We start from the raw sequence: 17,786 nt of genomic DNA, 5'->3' as shown, positions 1-17,786 counted from the left end.
GGGTAGCGTGCGGGTGGAGAAGCGGCGTCTCTTCATGCGCGAGGCGCTGGTTTCCAGCGGTACATCATCACTTTCCCGCGCGCGTCTTCTTCGACGAACACGAGGTACTCGCCGTCGTTGCGGCGATATGCGCTGATGCCGTTCGGCACGTCGACCCAACCCGATGCATGACCCACTTCCCGTCCGGGCTGCATCGTGCCGATGGGTGTGCCCGTGTCCCTGTCGAACACGTGGACCGTGCCGACGGGTTCGACGGCGAACAGGTATTGCCCTTCGACCGTGAGGCCGATCAGCGTCGAGACGGGCTTGCTCTTCGTGTCCCATGGCAGCGGCAGCGTGTAGCGCGGCACTGCGTTGCCGCTCGACCATTTGTCGTAGCGCACCAGCACGCGCCCTACCTCTTTCCAGAAGCCCCGGTCGAACGGCGCGTCAGGTGTGTAGCCCGTCACGTACATCGAATCGGTCTGCGGGTCATAGAGCGCGCGCTTCACTTCGCTGAACGGCGGCGGCACCGGATAGGCCGTCATATCCGCGTACGAGTAGATCGGGTTGCCCTTCGCATCGAGACCGCCAAACCGGAAACGGTTGATGCCCTTCGAGTCGCGTGCGCGCCAGATGTCGCCACGGGTATCGACCCACCAGCCCCAACCGCCCGCGAGGTGTGTGCCCGATGTATTCGGCGTGAATTCATTGGCATCGAAGCGGCCATTGCCGTTCGTGTCGCGCCAGATCCAGTCGCCGCCCGAAGGGGCGTTCGGCACTTTCAGCACGGCCCGCTCGCGGCCCGCGATGAAACCCGAAGGCGTGGCCGTCTCGCCGTCGCGGCCACCGTCGAAGCGATAGATCTTCAGATGGTCCGCATACATGTCCGTGAGAAACAGGAACGTGCGGGCCTTCAGCTTGCGGGCAATGGGAAGGCCCGGCCACTGGTCGATGTTGAGCACGGGATCGTCGGGGTACTTGAAGCGGTTGGTCAGAAAGCCCGCGTACTTCCATTGCTGACCCGGCGGTTTCGACAGATCGAGTTCGAAGCGCTTGTTGCCCGTGTAGACGCTGTCGGGCCGCGACGGGTCCATCCACGCGCCATCGACGAACAGCAGTCCCTCTACCTGCCACAGACGCCTGCCGTCGGGCGCGTAGCTTTCGAGCGTCGCGCCGAGGCCCGCTCCCGTCGGCTCGAAACGCGGACCGATGCCATTGGTCGCCACATAGACGTTGCCGCGCGCGTCGACGCCCACGCCCGTCAGTCCGTTGAAACGCTGCGGCCCCGGACGCCCCGCGACACCCGCGAAGATGCCGCCGCGTTCGCCGAGCGTCGAAGTGAGCGAGTATTGGCCGTCGCGCTTGCCGAAGAACAGCACTTGCTGGCGCGGACCGTTATCGGCGATGAGCACGCGGCCTTGTGGATCGATCGCGATATCGACGGCGACGGTATCGGCGGGCAACGGCAATCCGTCGTTGAGAAGCTGACCGTCGGCGTCGAGATGCGCGACCTTCGGCCTGTCGCCGAGCGTATCCGTCAGCACCCACAGCGTGCCGTCACTCGCACGCGCGATCCGGCCGGGTTCGTGCACGCTCCATTGCGCCTTGGGCTGCATCGATTCGGTGTCGTACACCTCGATGCGATCGCGCGAAGTATTCGATGCATAGAGCCTCGTGTCGCTTGCCGCCAGACCGTTGACGTCGCCGCGCGTGCCCGTCGGCACGTCGTTCACCCGCATGAAGGCGGCGGCCGTCTTCGCATGCGGATCAATGCTGTTCGCGATGGGCTGAAATGCGGCGACACGCTTCGTGTCGCCGATCTCCCGCCGCGAGATGCCGTACCACTGACGCCCCTTGTCCGGCCACACGCCTGCGCCGACGAGGTGTCCCTTTTCGTTGCCGACGCCGACGGCCACATACGCGTAGCGCCTGTTGACCGCGATCGCGTTTCCGCCGCTGTTGCCCCAGCCGTGCGTGCCGCCCGCGAAGCCGAGCATCTTGCCGTTCTGATAGACGCTCGATTCCGCGCCGCTTTCGTCCCACGGCGCGTTCGTATACACCTTGCCGTCGGACGACACGGCGATCGCCGTGATGTTGATCTGCGTCCATGTGCCGTCGCCGAAGCCGGACGTATTGCCGATCCACGACGTCTGCACGTTCAGCGCGGGCTCGGCGAACGCATGCAGGGTCGCGAGAAAGGCAAACGCGCACATCGCGCGGGCAAGCGTGAGTCGGGACAATGCAGGTTCTCCCGTCGAGGCGAAGCGAAGGCGAGCATTTCCCATCCGGATTGCAAAAGAGACGGGAAACGGCGAGGCGCCGCAATAGAGCAATGCGCAATGATCCAATCAGCGCTTTACGGTACGTGCAAACAATCGTGATGAAATGCTCAAATAATCCAAAATTATTCGCTCATTGAAATGATTGAAAAAGAATCCGTAAATAATTCGATGCGCATGGGTTGCGGGCGATCTGCCACACGAAAGAGCCTGTATTTGCCGGTACGGCCCTTATCGCCGCACTTCTTGATGCGCATCGTTCCGTGTCCGTGAGCGAAGCGCAACCCGTTGCAAACGATAATAAAAATCCAATTCTTTTTATTCGAATCAATTCATTTATTTGATTCGCGTTTTTTAGGCATTTTATTTACCTAGAATCAAACGCACTTTGCGGTCTTCATGGCGAGCGGATCGCGGCGCCATGCCATCGCCCCTCGAATACCGGATCAGGCGCATACACGGACGCTCATGACAGCCAGCACACCGCCCGCCTCTCTCGCTCACAACGGGCGCATCGTCCAGCTCGACGGACTGCGCGCGATTGCCGTGCTCGCCGTGTTCGCGCAGCACGCGCTGAAGGCGCCGCTATGGATGGGCGTCGATCTGTTCTTCGTGCTGAGCGGCTTTCTGATCACGGGCATCCTGCTCGAACGCAAGACGCGCAAGCAGTCGTATTTCGGCTACTTCTATGCGCGCCGCGCGCGGCGCATCCTGCCGCCCTGGCTGTTGCTGATGGCCGTGTCGTCGCTGCTGTTTGGTTTCGGTTGGGCACAGCACTGGGAGTGGTATGCGTTTTTCGCGACGAATATCGGCGATGCGCTCGGACAGAGCGGACATGACAGCCTCAACGTGCTGTGGTCGCTTGCCGTCGAAGAGCAGTTTTATATCTTCTGGCCGTTCGTGATCCTGCTCGTGCCCGAGCGCGCGCTCGGCTACGTGGCGCTTGCGCTGATCGTGCTCGTGCCGGCGCTGCGCGCCGTCGCGACGCCATGGTTCGATTCGTTCTGGCCGATCTACTATCTGACGCCGTTCCGCATGGATCTGCTCGCGGCGGGTGCGCTGCTCGCCGTCGCCGTGCGGCGCGACGCCGACGCACTGCAACCCTGGAAGCCGTTCGCCGTGCTTGGCGTGTGCGCGTCGCTCGCGGTGCTAGCCTGGCTGCATCTGCACTTTCCGCGTTTTCGCGCGGCCAATAGTCCGCTGTCGAACGCGGGGCTGTATAGCGTGTCGCTCGTGCTATGCACGTCGATCGTCGTGATCGCGTTGCAGAGCAAGGGCATCGTGAAGCGCGTGTTGTGCAACCCGCTGCTCGTCTATATCGGCACGATCAGCTACACGATCTACCTGATTCACCTGAGCGTGCTCCACGCGCTGTGGCCGCTGCATGACAACCGCTATGTGACGGCCGCGCTCGCGCTCGCGATCACGCTCGTCTACGCGAGCATCACATGGTTCGCGTTCGAGCGGCGCCTGATTCACGGCAATGCATCACGCAGCCGCCGACGCGAAGACGCATTGCACGCGGCGCGCGAAGCTTCGAGGACGAGCGCATGAATAGCGTTCGTTCGCCAAGCGCCGCAGCGTGCGCGCTGGCCCTTATCGCGGCGGCTCTCGCGCATGCGGACGACAACGCACAATCGCAAGTGCTGATCGAGGCCTATGGCGATTCGACGACGCTCGGCATCTCATGCAACGACGGCCGTTGCGGACCGCGGCCCGACAACGCGGTGACGTATCTGCAGAACGCACTGCGCGCGAAATACGGCGCGCGCGTGATCGTGGCGAATTTCGGCGTCGGCGGCACGATGGCGTCGCAACTGCGCGACGGCACGGGCCCCGGACGCAACGGAACCTGGAAAGCGCGCCTCGCCGCGTCGAATGCGCAGATCGTCACGATCAACTACGGCATCAATGAAGTGATGCACAACCAGACGCCCGAGCAGTTCTACGAAGCCGAGACCGATCTCGTGAAGACGGCGCAGACGCTCGGCAAGCTGCCCGTGCTGCAGACGTCCAATCCGATGCCCGACGGCCGCCTGAACGCGCGACTCGCGGCGATGGCCGCGATGACGCGCCGCGTCGCGGCCGAGCAGCACGTGCCGCTCGTCGATCAGTACGCGGCGATTTCGTCGATGGCCGACTGGAAGACGCAGATGTCCGACGGCGCGCATCCGAAGCCCGAGCTGTATCGCGTGAAGGCCCAGCAGGACTTTCGGGTGATCGATCCGCTCGTGCAGCGGTTGCTCGGCGTCGCCGCCGCATCTGCGCAGAAGCCACAGCCGCCACGGCAATCGCAGCGTCAGCGTACTGACTCTCCTCTTCATTCAACCGCAGGCAACCCGACGAAAGGCAACTCATGACCCATCAGCGCAAGGCCATCATCACGGGCGTATCCGGCCAGGACGGCGCCTACCTGACGAAACTGCTGCTCGGCAAGGGCTATCAGGTCACGGGCACGTATCGCCGGACCAGCTCCGTCAACTTCTGGCGCATGGAAGAGCTCGGCGTGATGGGCAACCCGAACCTGCAACTCGTCGAGCACGACCTCACGGACGCCGGCTCGACGCTGCGCCTGCTCGATACCGTGCAAGCCGACGAGCTGTACAACCTCGCTGCGCAGAGCTTCGTCGGCGTGTCGTTCGATCAGCCGTCGACGACGGCGCAGGTGACGGGCGTCGGCGTGCTGAATCTGCTCGAAGGCATTCGCACGGTGAACCCGAAGATGCGCTTCTATCAGGCATCGACGTCGGAGATGTTCGGCAAGGTGCAGGCCGTGCCGCAGCGCGAGGACACGCCGTTTTATCCGCGCAGCCCGTATGGCGTCGCGAAGCTGTTCGCGCATTGGTCGACGATCAATTACCGCGAGTCGTATGGTCTCTTCGCGACGAGCGGCATTCTGTTCAATCACGAATCGCCGCTGCGCGGCCGCGAGTTCGTGACGCGCAAGATCACCGACACCGTCGCGAAGATCAAGCTCGGCAAGTCCGACGTGCTCGAGTTGGGCAACCTCGATGCGAAGCGCGACTGGGGCTTTGCGCTCGAATACGTCGAAGGCATGTGGCGCATGTTGCAAGCCGACGAGCCCGACACTTACGTGCTAGCGACGAATCGCACGGAGACGGTGCGCGATTTCGTGAAGATGGCGTTTGCGGCGGCCGGCTATCAGCTCGAATGGTCGGGCCGCAACGAGCGCGAAACAGGCATCGATGTCCGGACGGGCAAGACGCTGGTCCGCGTGAATCCGAGGTACTACCGCCCCGCCGAAGTCGATCTGCTGATCGGCTGCGCGGACAAGGCGCGCGAGAAGCTGGGCTGGGCGCCTGGGACCTCGCTCGAACAGCTGTGCAAGATGATGGTCGATGCGGATATCGTGCGAAACGAGAATGGGGTGTCGTGCTGAAAGACTGAGGGGCGCCGGGGTTTTCTAAAGCAGGTTGCGGTTGACGCGTGGGACCATCGGCGCGAGATGCAGCACGCGATCGGCCTGCGTGCAGACGAAGTCCGAGATCGTCCGGACCATGCCGCGCTCGTCCCCCACGTAGACTTCCGAACGTGCCAGCTCAGGTGCGAGCGCTTTTGCGGCCTGCGCCATGCGCGTCATTTCTCGCGCGAGATAGCGGGGAACCGTGCCGGTGCGCTGCGCGAAATCTGCGAGCGCAAACGGCGTGATTTCCTCCAGCCTGAATGCGTCGCCATACCCCATCGCCATGTCCTGCTCGACTTTCTCTCCATAGGCGTTGACCGAAACCAGGTCATAGAGCGGTGCGGGCTCCAGGCCGCCTCCATGCACGAAGAACGACAGATTTTTTCCGTGCGCGTCGCTATTGCCGATCAGCAGTTGAAATAGCGCCCATCGGATCATGAACGTACGCGCCGCAGCCGGATTGTCCAGATACGGGGCAAGCGAGAACAGCTTCTCGAAGCTCGCGCCCTCGCGAATATTGCGCACGTCCGGCGTATTGCCGAAATTTCGCTCGTACTTGAACGTCACGGGAAGATCGAGAGCCTGGCAACCGTCGATCACATGCCGGCGGCGTACAGCCTGGACGGACTCGCCATCCGATGGGTCGCGCACGATCGACCTGTCGAATCGTTCGATGAGCAGGACAGGTTCAGGAATGCGCCGAATGGAGACAGGGGCCGCCTGCAATCCCATGTGCGTCGCAAGCGTCATGCAGTAGTGTTCGTTTGCCACCATGCACGGGGTCACGGGACTGCGCGATTCCGGCTTCAGGATGTGGGTGGAACTCAGCGGCCCGTCAGCCAGAGCGATCCGCTCGCCTTCCACCAGCACTTGCAGTTTGTCCTGGTAGCCGGCCACCGACAGGCGGACCTTGTCATCCCACACCGGGAACGGAATCGCTTCACGGTCGCGGATACGCTCACTCAATTCTTCAACCGAAATTTCCCGGCGTGCGCGCGGCGCTTCGCCTGGCTCAGCCGGCTCGCCCGTTTCGCTCGCAGCAAGAAAGCTCAATGCGCCTACGGGCTCCTTCCCGAGCATCCGGATGAGCCCGTAGGTGTTGTCTTTCGAAACCTGATACATCACGGACGCCACATCCAGCGCCCGTCCTTCAGGCAGCAGGTTCGCGATGAACCGATGCACGGCGCCGGCTCGCGGCTCTTCACCCGAAAGCGGAATATGCGGAGACAGCGGAAACGCACTGCCGTGTGCAGGCCAGGTTTCGTCGTACTGGAAGCGGTAGAGCCCCTCTCGAGCCTCGAAGTCCAAGCGGCCCACGGCCCCTTCGTGCGTGATGACATGCAGCGTGTGACGCATCAGGACTTCTCCGCCGGACGACGGGAATCAGCGGATGCGTCGTCCGCCCGCACAGAGACCGGCTCGATACGAGCGAGCGCTGCATTGGTTTCCTGATTCGTCAAGACCAACACCTTGAGGCCAAGTCCGTCCAGCACCTTGAATACCTTGTCCAGACTCACCGATCGTCCGTTTTCCAGGCGGGAGAGGACATCCTTGGAGACACCCAGCATGTCGGCCGCGTCGTCGATGCGAAGGGCGCTTTGCGCGCGCCGGTTCCGCACGAGACGGCCCAGTGCGGCCATGTCCCGAGCCAGTGGGTTCAGGATTGCGGGTTGAGGCAAGGTGCGAGCCATAGTTCCGATAGACCAGGAATAAACCCGCCCGAGGTACCAGCAAGGCGGATAATTACGAGAATACCGGAATTATTCGTTCATGCGGTCGCACATGTCAATAGTTCCGATATTGTCGGAATTGTCACCCAAGCACACCACTGCACCGCGATAATTCCTGAAATATAGGAATTAAGACCGACGCGTTATCGGGCGACGTGAGCCGCGCGCCGCCTATGCCTCCTACGCTGCCCGAATCGCCTCCGCATACACGGCAGCCACGCGCTTCGCGATCACCGGATTGTCGAAATTCGCGCGCGCATACGCACGGCACGCTTCGGCATCGGGCAGTTTCGTCGACCCGTCGAGCGCCTTGCCAAGGCCATCGGCGATCGCATCCGCGCCCGTCGAAGACAACACGAGATCCTGCGAAAGCCCCGCCACTGCCTCAGGCAATCCACCGACGGGCGTGACGAGAACAGGCGTCCCCGAGGCCAGCGATTCGACCGTGATCAGGCCAAAGCCTTCGAGCGCGACGGTCGGCACGACGCTGATATCGGCCGCGCGATACAGCGACGCGAGATGCTCGTCGGGCACGAAGCCGAGCAGCTTCACGTTGTCGCCGAGACCCGCATCGTCGATGCGCTGTTGCAATTCCTCCTGCAAGCGGCCCTTGCCTGCAATGAGCAGCAGCACATCCGGATTGCGGCGCTTGACGATCTTCACGGCATCGATCAGATCTTCGAGTCCCATGCGCCGCACGAGCCGCCGCACGGCCAGCACGATCGGACGGCCTGGCGGCAGTTGCAGGCGCATGCGCGCTTCGTTGCGCGTCAAAGGCAGGTTGAACTGATCGACGTTCACGCAGCCCGGCACGACGCGAATGCGCTCCGCGGGAATGCCGTAGCGCGACGTGAGAATCCTGCCGAACGCATCCGACAGCACGATCAGCCGCGACGAGCGCGCATAGACGGCTTGCTCCAGATAGCGCTTCGCGCGCTGTCCAAGCGAGTCCGCGCCTTCGACATGGCTCTCGTCCGCCCACGGCCCCTGAAAATGCGAGACCTGCGGAATGCCGCGCGTCACATCGAGCCCCGGAAACGTGTACAGCGCGAAGTGCGACGAGATCACGTCGGGGCGCTGCGCGCGAATCTCTCGACGCAGCGCGCGGCGAGCGGCCATCAGGCGCATCGGCAGCGATTGCGCGGCGGAACCGAAGCCCTGGATCGCGCCGTTGGTGTCCTGCGCAACACGCTCCGAGCCCGCCACCACGCCGCGCACTTCGACGCCCGCGCCAGGCAGCGCGCCGATCAGCGAGTAGTACATGCGGTCGAGTCCGCCCGCACGCTCGGGAAACCAGTGCATGCCGATTTGCAGCGATTTGATGGAACGAGTGGTCATCATGTGTGCCGTCCTTTTCCTGGTTGATGACATCACGCGCGATCGGCGCGTTGCGGGCCGGCGAGCACGTTCGCGGTCAGCGTGTCGGTATCGTTTGCATCGGGTTTCCGCGCGCGGCGGCGGTCTTCGCGTTGCCCCGCGATCTGTCGATACAGCGCGATGTATTGCTGCGCCATGCGCGCCCAGCCGAAGCCCGTCGCGAGTTCGCTGGCTGCTTTACCCATCGCAAGGCGCTCGTCATCGTTCGACGCGAGGCGCGCCACGGCTTGCGCCAGCGTGTGCGGATCGTCGGGGTCGTCGAGCACGATCCCGCATTCGGGCGTGATGATCTCCGCCCCGCCCGCCGTGCGCGCCGTCACGACGGGCAAGCCGGCCGCCATCGCTTCGAGCAGCGACAGGCTCATCGCTTCGTAGCGCGACGGAAACACGAACGCATCGACGGAATGCATCAGCACGGGCATCTCCTTCACGAGCCCCAGAAAATGCACGCGATCCGCGACGCCGAGCGCTTTCGCTTCATCCGGATACGGGCTGCCGGGGAGATAGCCCGCCACGGCGATATGCACGCGCTCGGGCAAATGCTGCAACGCCTTCAGCACCGTGCCGAGGTTCTTGCGCGGCGTGCGCAGATCGCCGACAAAGAGCAGCAGGAACGCGTCGTCGGGCAGCTTGAAGCGCGCGCGGTCGCCTTGCGCCACAGCGAAGCCCTGGGTGTCGACGCCGTTGTAGATCACATCGAGCCGGTTGCGCGGCGTGAGCCCGATCGCCGCGATCTCCGTCGCGACCTTCTGCGAGACAGCAGCGATCACGCGCGAGCGTCGGTACGCCCAGCCTTCGAGCACGGCGTTCACTCGCGTATAGACGAACTGATACGCGGACCACCATCCCTTGCTAACGCCGAACGGGTAATGCGGGCTCTTGAACCAGCCGCTGTGCACGAAGTGCGCGGTGTTGACATCGGCGGGCGTCCATGTGATGAAGCCGTTCACGTGCAGCACGTCGTATTCCGCGCGATGCGTGCGCAGCCACCATGCGCTCTTCAACGCGAACACCTGCTGGCGCAGCAGATTGGTCGGCCAGAAGCGGCCGATCCTGATGGGCACCCAGCGCACGAGCGGGTCCGCGAGCAGTTCGGGCGCGACGTGCGACGCGACCAGCGTGACCGCGATGTGCTCATCGAGCGCCGCGCGCGCGATCTCGTGATTGACGCGGCCCTGCCCGTCGTTATGGCGCACCACGTGCGTGACAATGGCGACTCTCAATCAGTGGCCTCCATGAAGAAAGGAATCGCGGCGGCGGTTCAGCTTCTGCCAGTGCGCCGCGGAAAGAATCGAAAACACGCCCATGAAAAGCAGCAATCCGCCTGTGCCGACGAGCGAGTTGGTGAACACGAGCATCGCAAAGATCGCAAGCGAAAGGGACATGGATGCCGACGCGAACTTGTCGTCGGTCAGCCGGAACGATGCGCGCAGCGCGCGCACGAGCAGCCAGATCACGCCCGACATGTACAGCAGCGTGCCGGGCCAGCCGAGCACGAACGGAATGTTCATCACGCCGCTGTCGAAGTTGCCGTACTGGCCGAGTTGGCCGCCATCGTTCGAGAGCTTCGTCGACGTGCCTGTCGCGCCGAGTCCTTCGCCGGACACATCGGTGAATGCCGTTTTCGCGAACGTCGCGTAGAACTGGTTGCGCGCGGCGTAGCTTTGGTCGTCATGCAGATTGACGATGGTGTCGAGGCGCGCCTGCATCCGCTCGGCGACGGGGCCGACGGCAAGCAGCGGCACGCACAGGCCCGCGAGCACCACTGCGCTCGCGACGATGCGAATGCGCACCTTGTTGTTCGACTTCACCAGTTGAATGAGCATTGCGATGACCCAGCCGCCCCATGTCGAGCGCACGAGCGACAGGCAGAACGACAGGAAGCCGAACGCGCCCGCGAGCCAACGCACGCGATGCGTCGCGGCCATCACGTAGACCATCGCGCCCATCATCGCGAGCGCGAACGGACCCGACGAGTTCATCGTGCTGAACACGCGCACGCCGAACGGCACAGGGTCGCCCTGCGAGTTCATCTGCGAGCCGAGCATCCACAGCGCGTCCCACTGCGGCATGACGAAGAACTGCACGAGTCCGTAGCCGCCCATCAGCAGCATGCCCCAGATGAACGTGCTCACGATGGTGTCGCGGTAATCGGGGTACTGCCGCGAGTGCGCCATGATATGAAAGCCGATCAGCACGGGATACACCCAGTTCGCGAGGTCGTACAGCGCGGCCAGCGGGCCGCTCGCGACGACGCCGACCATGAACGCATACGCGAGCCCCGCGAGCACCAGCAGGACGGGCAAGCCGCGTTTTTGCGCGAGCACCGGGTAGAAGCGGATCAGCGACAGCCCGCTGATCATCGTGACGGCGAGCGGTGCGATCTGGATCAGGCTCGTCGGCGTGAACGCGCCTTTCGACCAGTCGGCAAGGCGCCGGACTTCGGGACTCAGGAACCACAGCCACCACATATAGCCGACGTACTTCGCGGGGCTCTTGAAGTACAGCCAGAAGCCGACGCCGATCGACAGCACCGGGAACGCGAGCGTGAGCAGCGTGCCCTGGTGCGCGACGATCAGCATCGCCGTCAGCAGCCACAGCAGCGCGGGCGGCATCCACTCGCTGCGATCGCCGTTGACGATGCGCGCCGCGCTGTCGATACCGGCTCGTGCAATCGACGACATCGCTCACATCCCTCCGCGGCCTTGCGACGGCATCTGCGCGCGGGCATTCGCGTTCGCACCCGCCTTCGGCTTTGCAGTCGCCTTTGCAGCGGCATGCCCATTCGCATGCGCGGGCGAAGGCGCGGCGTCGCCGTGCTGCGCCGTCTGCGCGCGACGGCGCAACAGCTCGCGCGTGATCCGCACATGCTGCTGCGCGTAGTGCTGCGTCGTGTGATCGCGCGACACGAGCTGCAACGCGGCCGCCTGCGCCTGCTGCAGCGCTTCGTCGGGCGATGCCGCGAGGCCGATCAGCGCATCGCGCAATGCGTCGGCGTCGAACGGCGGCACATACGCGGCGGCGCGCGCCGAAAAATAGTCCTGCAAGCCGCCGACGTTCGTGACCACCATCGGCTTGCCGACAGCGGCCGCCTCGAGCATCACCGTGATACCCGACGCATGCGAATTCAGGCGCAGCGGCACGACGACCACATCGGCCCAGTCGTAAAGCTCGCGCTGTTTCGCGAGCCCCGCAGCGGGCGCGACATTCACGTTCAGCGCGCGCAGCGAGCGCGGAATGCGCCGCCGCGTCGCGAGCCGCACGGCAAAGCGCGGATCGTTGCCGACAGCCTTGATCAGCGTTTCCCAGTCGCGGTCGCGGTCGTTGCCGATCGCGGCGATGCGCAGCGGCATGTGCGGAACCCATTGCTTCGGCTGCCGCACGGGAAAATCGCGCGTGTTGAGGCCGTAGAAGAGTTGCGTCGCATCGCGGCCGAAGTATCGGCTGCATAGTTCGGCGTTGTCGCGTGCGAGCGTCGTCAGCAGATCGGCGCGGTCGATCAGCTTGCGATAAAACCAGCGACGCAGCAGGCCATAATCCGGCCACTTGTCGAGCAGCCATACGCTTTGCGCGACGAGCAGCGGCTGCCTTTCGCGCTTCATGCGAGCGCCGTTCATCAGCAGCATCAGCGCGACGGACAACCATTCGTGCTCGGTGTGCGTCCAGATCACGTCGGAGCGCAGCATCGCGTCGCTGTTGCGCAGCGTGTGGATCAGATCGAAGCCGAGCATCGCCTTCAACGCGCGGCGCACGAGCCGCAACGGCCTGCTTTCCTTCGCGTCCTGCGAATAGGTGAGCTGGAACTCGTCGGACTCGGCATGGTGATAGCCGTACAGGCAGCCGATGTTCTCGCCGTTGCGATAGAAGCGCGGATCGGCGCCATAGAAGAGATGCACATGGATTCTGGTCGTCATGCGTGCACTCCCTGGCCTGTGCCTGTGCCTGTGCCTGTGCCTGTGCCTGTGCCTGTGCCCGTACCGGCGCCCGTCCCACGGCTCTGCGCAAGCGCGCGGCGCGCCTCGCGCGCGCCCTTGCGCACCGCTCGCCAGCGCGCGAGCTTCACGCTTCCCTTTTTCGATGTCAACGCAAGCAGCGCATGCACGGCGCCCGGATAGACGCGCGTGCCGATCAGCGCATACCACCACCACGCCACTTCGCGATGCACGGGCGGCAGATGATCGCGCAAGATCAGATGCAGGTTGTACGCGGCGTTGCGCACAGCCGTCATCGTCTGCACGTCGCGGCGATCGTCGTCGAAACGCTCGGCGGGGAAATGATCGACGGCCACGCCCGGATCGTAGACGAGCTTCCAGCCCGCGTTCTTCACGCTCAGGCTGAATGCCATGTCGTTGTGCACCTGTGCGCCCGCGCCCCGCAGGCGCGCGTCGAAACGGATATGGCGAATCGCGTCGCGCCGGTAGCTCATGTTCGCGCCCTTGAGCAGATCCACTTCGCGCGCTTCACCCACGCCAAGATGATGATTGCCGATGATCTTGCCCGATGGCGTCAGCTTGCCGACGAGACCGCGCGAGCCGTCGAGCACGCCGCCCTTCTGATGCACCCAGTCGCGTCCGCCGAGCGCGCCCAGGCGCGGATCGCTTTCGAATGCGGCGCCGATGCGGCGCACCCAGTCCGCGTGCGGCGCGGCGTCGTCGTCGGTGATCGCGATCACGTCGCCCGTCGCGGCATCGAGCCCGCGATTGAGCGCGGCCACCTGGCCCGGCACGTCGACGAGCGCGACGATCAGCGGCAGCACGTCGACTATCCGCGGATCGCGCAGACACGCATGCGTCGCGTCGTCGTCGAAGCGCGCGACCACGACAACCTCGTCGGGAAGGCGCTCCTGTGTTTGCAACGCCGCGAGACAGCGCGCGAGATCCTGTGGCCGGCGATACGTCGGCACCAGTACCGTTATCTTCATCGTTGTCCTCTCCGTGGCTGGGTTGACGGCATCGGCTCCGCATGCACAACGCTCATGCGTGCGCGTCAGGTGCTCAGGTATTCCTGCACGGCCGCGTAGCTGCGGTCGTAGTTGCCGCGCGCGCGCGGCGGCATCGCGTTGAAGATCGCGCCCTGCACGTGCACGCCCGCCGAATGCAGACGCTTCAATGCATCGGCGAGCTCGCCTTCGCTGTGCATGCCCGAGCGCACGACGAAGAACGTCGAGCCCGCATAGCCGCCGATGATCGACGCGTCGGTCACGGCGAGCACAGGCGGCGTGTCGATCAGGATCACGTCGTAGCGCCGCGCCAGCCCGTCGAGGTATTGCGGCAGGCGCGGCGACATCAGCAGCTCCGATGGATTCGGCGGACGATGGCCGCACGAGATGAACGCGAGGTTGTCGATCTGCGTTGCGCGCACGGCTTCTTCGAGCGAGATCTGGCCGCTCAGCAGTTCGGACAGCCCGTTCTCCTGCGTGCCGCCCAAGTGTTTTTCGAGCGCGCCGCGCCGCATGTCGCCGTCGATCATCAGCACCTGCTTGCCCGAATGCGCGAGCAGCACGCCGAGATTGATCGTGAGAAAGCTCTTGCCGACGCCAGGCATCGGGCCCGTGAACATCACGATGCGATTGCGCGCGTCCTGCAGCGTGAACTGCATCGACGTGCGCAGGCTGCGCAGGCTTTCGATGCACACGTCCTTCGGCTTCGCGTTCGCGAGCACTTCACGCTGCTCTGTACCACCGCGCGCCGCGGCGCTTTCGAGCACGGCCTGCTCCGCCGATAGCGGAACAAGGCCATACACGGGCAGATGAAATGCGCGCTCGACTGCCTCGGGGTCGTCGATGCCCTTGAACATATTGCGGCGCAGGAACACGAAGCCCGTGCCGACGATGAGCCCGAGTATCGTCGCCGCGGACAGGATCAGCACCTTCTTCGGCTTGACGGGCGAACCGGGACGCAGCGCCGCGTCGACGATATGCACGTTGCCGCCCGTGCCCGCCTTCTGCACGGCGAGTTCCTGCACGCGATTCAGCAGCAGCACATAGATGTCCTCCGCGACCTTCGCATCGCGTTGCAGCTGCACGGCCTTCACTTCCGTCGCGGGCAGATCGCGGAAGCGGTCCGCGTATTTCGCGCGCTGCGCCTGCAACTCGGTCATCTGTTCCTGTGCGGCCTTGATCATCGGATGATCGTCGCCGTAGCGCTGTTCGAGCTGCGAGATCTGCAGGCGCAGCGCCGAAATCTGCTGCTCGTACTGGATGCTGCCTTCCAGATAGACCTTTGCCTCGTCGCTTGCGTTGATCGAGCCGCTCTTGCTCTGGTACGCGGTGAGCGCGGCCTCGGCGCGTTCGAGATCGCCCTTCAGGCGCGGCTCTTCGCTCTTCAGGAAGTCGAGCATCTTGCTCGCGTCGGCCTGCTTCGTCTTGATGTGCTCGTGCAGATACGACTGCGCAAGCGCATTCGCGACGGCGGCTGCGTGCGCCGGGTCCTGGTCTTCGAGCGAGATCGAGATCACGCCCGTCTGCTTGCCCTGCTCCTGCACGTTGATCGCCGACTGGAACGCGCCGATCGCATCGAGATCGTTTGCGCGCATCACGATGAACTGCGTGCCGGGCCGCGCGACCAGCCTGTTGACGAGCATCGATACGCCGCCGCCCTGCGCCGGCTGGCCCGCCGCGCCGCGCAACAGCAATACGCCGTCGGGCGACATCAGCGCGTAGCGTCCGTTGTCGAGCGCGGTGAGGACGAGCTTCTTGCCTTCGAGCGCGGGCGTCACGTCGATCGAATCGATGTTGGCGACTTCGCCGCCCCACGCATACGAGCCGAGCCCGAGCCACGCATTTGCGGGCTCGCCCGGCGTCGCGAGACGCGCGGCGAGGCTGCCGAGAATCGGGATCTTCTTCGGCGTCACCGAGATGTTCAGCTTCATCTGCTGAACAACGGGCGCGACCACGCCGCGGCTCTTGATCATCTCGATCTCGGCGTCGGTGGGAATGGTCGTCTGCCCCGTCGAGATCGTCGCGCCCGTCTGCGTCTGCGTGAGGGCCTGCGAGGTGTTGTCCGATGCTTCCACGCGCACGTGCGCATCGGCCGAATACACGGGCCGCGCGACATAGCAGTAGAAGCCGGCGATCGCGAAGATCGCGAATGCAATGCCGATCAGCCACCAGATGTCGTCGAGGATCACCTGCAGCAGTTGGCCGAGGACCACGTCCTCTTCTTCGGTCCTGGCCTGCATGGCCAGATGGGGATTCGCTTGAGTGCTCACTTGGGTGCTCGCTCGAGTGCTCAGGGTTGTGACCCGGATCGGGTCGCCGACGGACATCCGGCGCGTTGCACCCGTTCGTGTTCCGGATGCGAAGCGTCGGGACGCCGTCGGCGGTTCAGGCGTTGCTTCAGGCTTGCTTCAGGTGTCGCTATTGCGACCAGATATCAGCGCGTCAGCTGCTTCAGATAGAACACGGTCTGCACCGTCGGCAGGATCTGCTGCAGCACGCGATTGAAGGTCGTCGATGCCGCGGTGCCCACGTACACCACGTCCATCGGCTGCAACTGGAATTGCGACGACAGCATGATCGCGTCGGGCTGCGTCATGTCGAGGCGATACACGTCGGGCGTGGCCGGCTTGTCCTTCATGCCGCGCATCACGTAGATCTGGCGCGGGTTCGCATCGGTATCGAGAACGCCGCCCGCCTGCGTGAGTGCATCGGCGATCGTCAGCGTGCCCTTGATCATCGTGACGGGCATCGGCGTCTTCACTTCGCCCATCACGAAGATGCGGCTGTCGGTTCGGTCCGGCACGTTCACGATGTCCCCCGCTTCGAGCATCACGTTCTGTGTCGTGTCGCCGCGATCGAGCAGGCCGTTCGCATCGAGCACATAAAGCCGGTTCTTGCGCGTGAGGCGCACGCGCTGCAGATCGGCGTCGGCCGTCGAGCCGCCCGAACGCGTGATCGCGTCGACCAGCGTGAGCGGCACATCGGACATCGCGAGCGGACCCGGCGACTTCACGTCGCCTGTCACCTGCACCTTCTGGCTGCGATACGACAGCACGCGCACATCGACTTGCGGATTGCGGATATACGGCACGAGCTTCGTGGCCAGCTCTTCGCGGATCTGCGCCGTGGTTTTGCCGCTCGCACGAATGCGGCCGACGAACGGGAAATAGATCGTGCCGTCGGGCGCGACCGTCTGGCCGTATGGATCGGCCTGGCCCGGCAGCGCCTGCGTGTACGGCTGCTGCAGCGCGCCGCCGAGCGTCTGCGTCGTGTTGCCGCCCGCGGACAGCGTGCTGCCGTTCGGCGTCGTCAGCTCCGGGTGGTCCCACACGGTGATGCCGAGAATGTCTTGCGGCGCAACGCGATAGACGTACTGCGTCGGATCGGCGAACGGACCCGGCGGCGGCAGCACCTGTGCCGCCGTTTTCGCCTGGGCCTGCTGCACGATCAGGTCCGAGTCGATCAGCCTGACGGGATACGTCTCTTTCGGCGCGCTCTGCGGCTCGTCCCTCAGACGCGACGTGTCGAGGTAGTTGCCCGGCGCCGTCGCGCAAGCCGACAGAAAAGTCGTCAGCAGAATAGATGCCGTGATGTTTCGCTTCAGCATATTTTTTTCAGCCATCCGATGACGAGATGTTCGATGTGCGCGAGGCTCTCGCGATAGACGCCTTCGTCGAGACCGTACGGATCGACGACATCGGTGTTCTCCCACTTGCCGAGCGGATAGACCTTGCCGCGCGAAGTGGGCTCGAGCGCTTCCACGTCCTTCACTTGCCGCTGTTCGGTGACGAGAATGAGATCGGCTTCGCGCACGATGCGCCCGTCGAGCCGCCGAGCGCGATGCATGCCGCTCTCGACGCCGCGTTCTTCAAGCAGACGCCGCATCACGGGGTCCATGCCGAGTCCGTCGATCGCGCGCAAGCCCGCCGAGCGAAACGCGATGGACAGCGCGCCGCGCTCGTGCTGACGCGACCTGAAGAGCCGCTCGGCGGCGGGCGAGCGGCACACGTTGGCATGACAGACGATCAGGACGTTCGCGAACATGAGCGGCCTCT

At 64.4% G+C, this 17,786-nt stretch carries 15 protein-coding genes; 3 read left to right on the top strand and 12 right to left on the bottom strand.

Features of this window, described 5'->3' with window-relative positions; all coding sequences use genetic code 11:
- Nucleotides 1-32 precede the first annotated feature (32 nt).
- Nucleotides 33-2,195, bottom strand: coding sequence for an NHL repeat-containing protein (locus tag BMW76_RS02665; protein ID WP_245763106.1), 2,163 nt, complete (start codon nt 2,193-2,195; stop codon nt 33-35).
- Between the two features lie 191 nt (nt 2,196-2,386).
- The gene (locus BMW76_RS42415) at nt 2,387-2,518 is read right to left on the bottom strand and encodes a hypothetical protein (protein WP_281248479.1); all 132 of its coding nucleotides are present in this window, start codon (nt 2,516-2,518) and stop codon (nt 2,387-2,389) included.
- A 211-nt stretch (nt 2,519-2,729) separates the two neighbouring features.
- Here BMW76_RS42415 and BMW76_RS02660 point away from each other — a divergent pair, with 211 nt between their 5' ends.
- From BMW76_RS02660 to gmd, 3 genes are read left to right on the top strand one after another with little or no spacing between them, the layout of a single operon-like run.
- Nucleotides 2,730-3,815: an acyltransferase family protein gene (locus BMW76_RS02660; protein WP_090862393.1), complete on the top strand. Its 1,086-nt coding sequence runs from the start codon at nt 2,730-2,732 to the stop codon at nt 3,813-3,815.
- Nucleotides 3,812-4,621, top strand: coding sequence for an SGNH/GDSL hydrolase family protein (locus BMW76_RS02655; protein ID WP_090862390.1), 810 nt, complete (start codon nt 3,812-3,814; stop codon nt 4,619-4,621). Before BMW76_RS02660 ends, BMW76_RS02655 begins: the two co-directional genes overlap by 4 nt.
- Nucleotides 4,618-5,661 (top strand): GDP-mannose 4,6-dehydratase, encoded by a 1,044-nt coding sequence (gene gmd / locus BMW76_RS02650; RefSeq protein WP_090862387.1) that lies wholly within the window; start codon nt 4,618-4,620, stop codon nt 5,659-5,661. The genes BMW76_RS02655 and gmd overlap by 4 nt, the downstream gene beginning before the upstream one ends.
- Before the next feature lie 24 nt (nt 5,662-5,685).
- Here the strand turns inward: gmd and BMW76_RS02645 are convergent, their stop codons facing one another.
- From BMW76_RS02645 to BMW76_RS02600, 10 genes are all read right to left on the bottom strand, one after another.
- On the bottom strand, nt 5,686-7,041 hold the full coding sequence (locus BMW76_RS02645) for a HipA domain-containing protein (RefSeq protein ID WP_090862384.1): 1,356 nt from the start codon (nt 7,039-7,041) through the stop codon (nt 5,686-5,688).
- Nucleotides 7,041-7,325 carry a helix-turn-helix domain-containing protein gene (locus BMW76_RS02640; RefSeq protein ID WP_090862572.1) on the bottom strand — a complete coding sequence of 95 codons (285 nt, stop codon included), beginning with the start codon at nt 7,323-7,325 and terminating at the stop codon, nt 7,041-7,043. The genes BMW76_RS02645 and BMW76_RS02640 overlap by 1 nt, the downstream gene beginning before the upstream one ends.
- Before the next feature lie 270 nt (nt 7,326-7,595).
- Complete coding sequence (locus BMW76_RS02635; RefSeq protein ID WP_090862570.1) at nt 7,596-8,753, bottom strand: glycosyltransferase family 4 protein; 1,158 nt, start codon at nt 8,751-8,753, stop codon at nt 7,596-7,598.
- Nucleotides 8,754-8,785: 32 nt separating this feature from the next.
- Nucleotides 8,786-10,015, bottom strand: coding sequence for a glycosyltransferase family 4 protein (locus tag BMW76_RS02630; RefSeq protein ID WP_090862382.1), 1,230 nt, complete (start codon nt 10,013-10,015; stop codon nt 8,786-8,788).
- A complete protein-coding gene (locus BMW76_RS02625) occupies nt 10,016-11,476 on the bottom strand; it encodes a glucose-6-phosphate isomerase (RefSeq protein WP_090862379.1) in 1,461 nt (486 codons plus the stop codon).
- Between the two features lie 3 nt (nt 11,477-11,479).
- Entirely contained in the window at nt 11,480-12,706 is a 1,227-nt protein-coding gene (locus tag BMW76_RS02620) for a glycosyltransferase family 4 protein (RefSeq protein WP_090862375.1), read from the bottom strand.
- The gene (locus tag BMW76_RS02615; RefSeq protein ID WP_090862372.1) at nt 12,703-13,713 is read right to left on the bottom strand and encodes a glycosyltransferase family 2 protein; all 1,011 of its coding nucleotides are present in this window, start codon (nt 13,711-13,713) and stop codon (nt 12,703-12,705) included. The genes BMW76_RS02620 and BMW76_RS02615 overlap by 4 nt, the downstream gene beginning before the upstream one ends.
- Nucleotides 13,714-13,778: 65 nt before the next feature.
- Entirely contained in the window at nt 13,779-15,971 is a 2,193-nt protein-coding gene (locus tag BMW76_RS02610; protein ID WP_090862369.1) for a polysaccharide biosynthesis tyrosine autokinase, read from the bottom strand.
- Between the two features lie 194 nt (nt 15,972-16,165).
- Nucleotides 16,166-17,338, bottom strand: coding sequence for a polysaccharide biosynthesis/export family protein (locus BMW76_RS02605; protein WP_090862366.1), 1,173 nt, complete (start codon nt 17,336-17,338; stop codon nt 16,166-16,168).
- Nucleotides 17,332-17,775, bottom strand: coding sequence for a low molecular weight protein-tyrosine-phosphatase (locus BMW76_RS02600; protein WP_090862363.1), 444 nt, complete (start codon nt 17,773-17,775; stop codon nt 17,332-17,334). Before BMW76_RS02600 ends, BMW76_RS02605 begins: the two co-directional genes overlap by 7 nt.
- Between the last annotated feature and the right edge of the window lie 11 nt (nt 17,776-17,786).

The sequence above is a fragment of the Paraburkholderia diazotrophica genome (genome assembly GCF_900108945.1).
Lineage (GTDB): Bacteria > Pseudomonadota > Gammaproteobacteria > Burkholderiales > Burkholderiaceae > Paraburkholderia > Paraburkholderia diazotrophica.
This window is presented reverse-complemented; position numbering and strand designations above follow the sequence as displayed.

What these genes read in the sequence shown, in the direction of transcription:
- BMW76_RS02665 (WP_245763106.1), bottom strand. Translation starts at nt 2,195, where the DNA reads ATGTGCGCGTTTGCCTTTCTCGCGACCCTGCATGCGTTCGCCGAGCCC.
- BMW76_RS42415 (WP_281248479.1), bottom strand. Translation starts at nt 2,518, where the DNA reads ATGCGCATCAAGAAGTGCGGCGATAAGGGCCGTACCGGCAAATACAGG.
- BMW76_RS02660 (WP_090862393.1), top strand. Translation starts at nt 2,730, where the DNA reads ATGACAGCCAGCACACCGCCCGCCTCTCTCGCTCACAACGGGCGCATC.
- BMW76_RS02655 (WP_090862390.1), top strand. Translation starts at nt 3,812, where the DNA reads ATGAATAGCGTTCGTTCGCCAAGCGCCGCAGCGTGCGCGCTGGCCCTT.
- gmd (WP_090862387.1), top strand. Translation starts at nt 4,618, where the DNA reads ATGACCCATCAGCGCAAGGCCATCATCACGGGCGTATCCGGCCAGGAC.
- BMW76_RS02645 (WP_090862384.1), bottom strand. Translation starts at nt 7,041, where the DNA reads ATGCGTCACACGCTGCATGTCATCACGCACGAAGGGGCCGTGGGCCGC.
- BMW76_RS02640 (WP_090862572.1), bottom strand. Translation starts at nt 7,325, where the DNA reads ATGGCCGCACTGGGCCGTCTCGTGCGGAACCGGCGCGCGCAAAGCGCC.
- BMW76_RS02635 (WP_090862570.1), bottom strand. Translation starts at nt 8,753, where the DNA reads ATGACCACTCGTTCCATCAAATCGCTGCAAATCGGCATGCACTGGTTT.
- BMW76_RS02625 (WP_090862379.1), bottom strand. Translation starts at nt 11,476, where the DNA reads ATGTCGTCGATTGCACGAGCCGGTATCGACAGCGCGGCGCGCATCGTC.
- BMW76_RS02620 (WP_090862375.1), bottom strand. Translation starts at nt 12,706, where the DNA reads ATGACGACCAGAATCCATGTGCATCTCTTCTATGGCGCCGATCCGCGC.
- BMW76_RS02615 (WP_090862372.1), bottom strand. Translation starts at nt 13,713, where the DNA reads ATGAAGATAACGGTACTGGTGCCGACGTATCGCCGGCCACAGGATCTC.
- BMW76_RS02610 (WP_090862369.1), bottom strand. Translation starts at nt 15,971, where the DNA reads ATGCAGGCCAGGACCGAAGAAGAGGACGTGGTCCTCGGCCAACTGCTG.
- BMW76_RS02605 (WP_090862366.1), bottom strand. Translation starts at nt 17,338, where the DNA reads ATGCTGAAGCGAAACATCACGGCATCTATTCTGCTGACGACTTTTCTG.
- BMW76_RS02600 (WP_090862363.1), bottom strand. Translation starts at nt 17,775, where the DNA reads ATGTTCGCGAACGTCCTGATCGTCTGTCATGCCAACGTGTGCCGCTCG.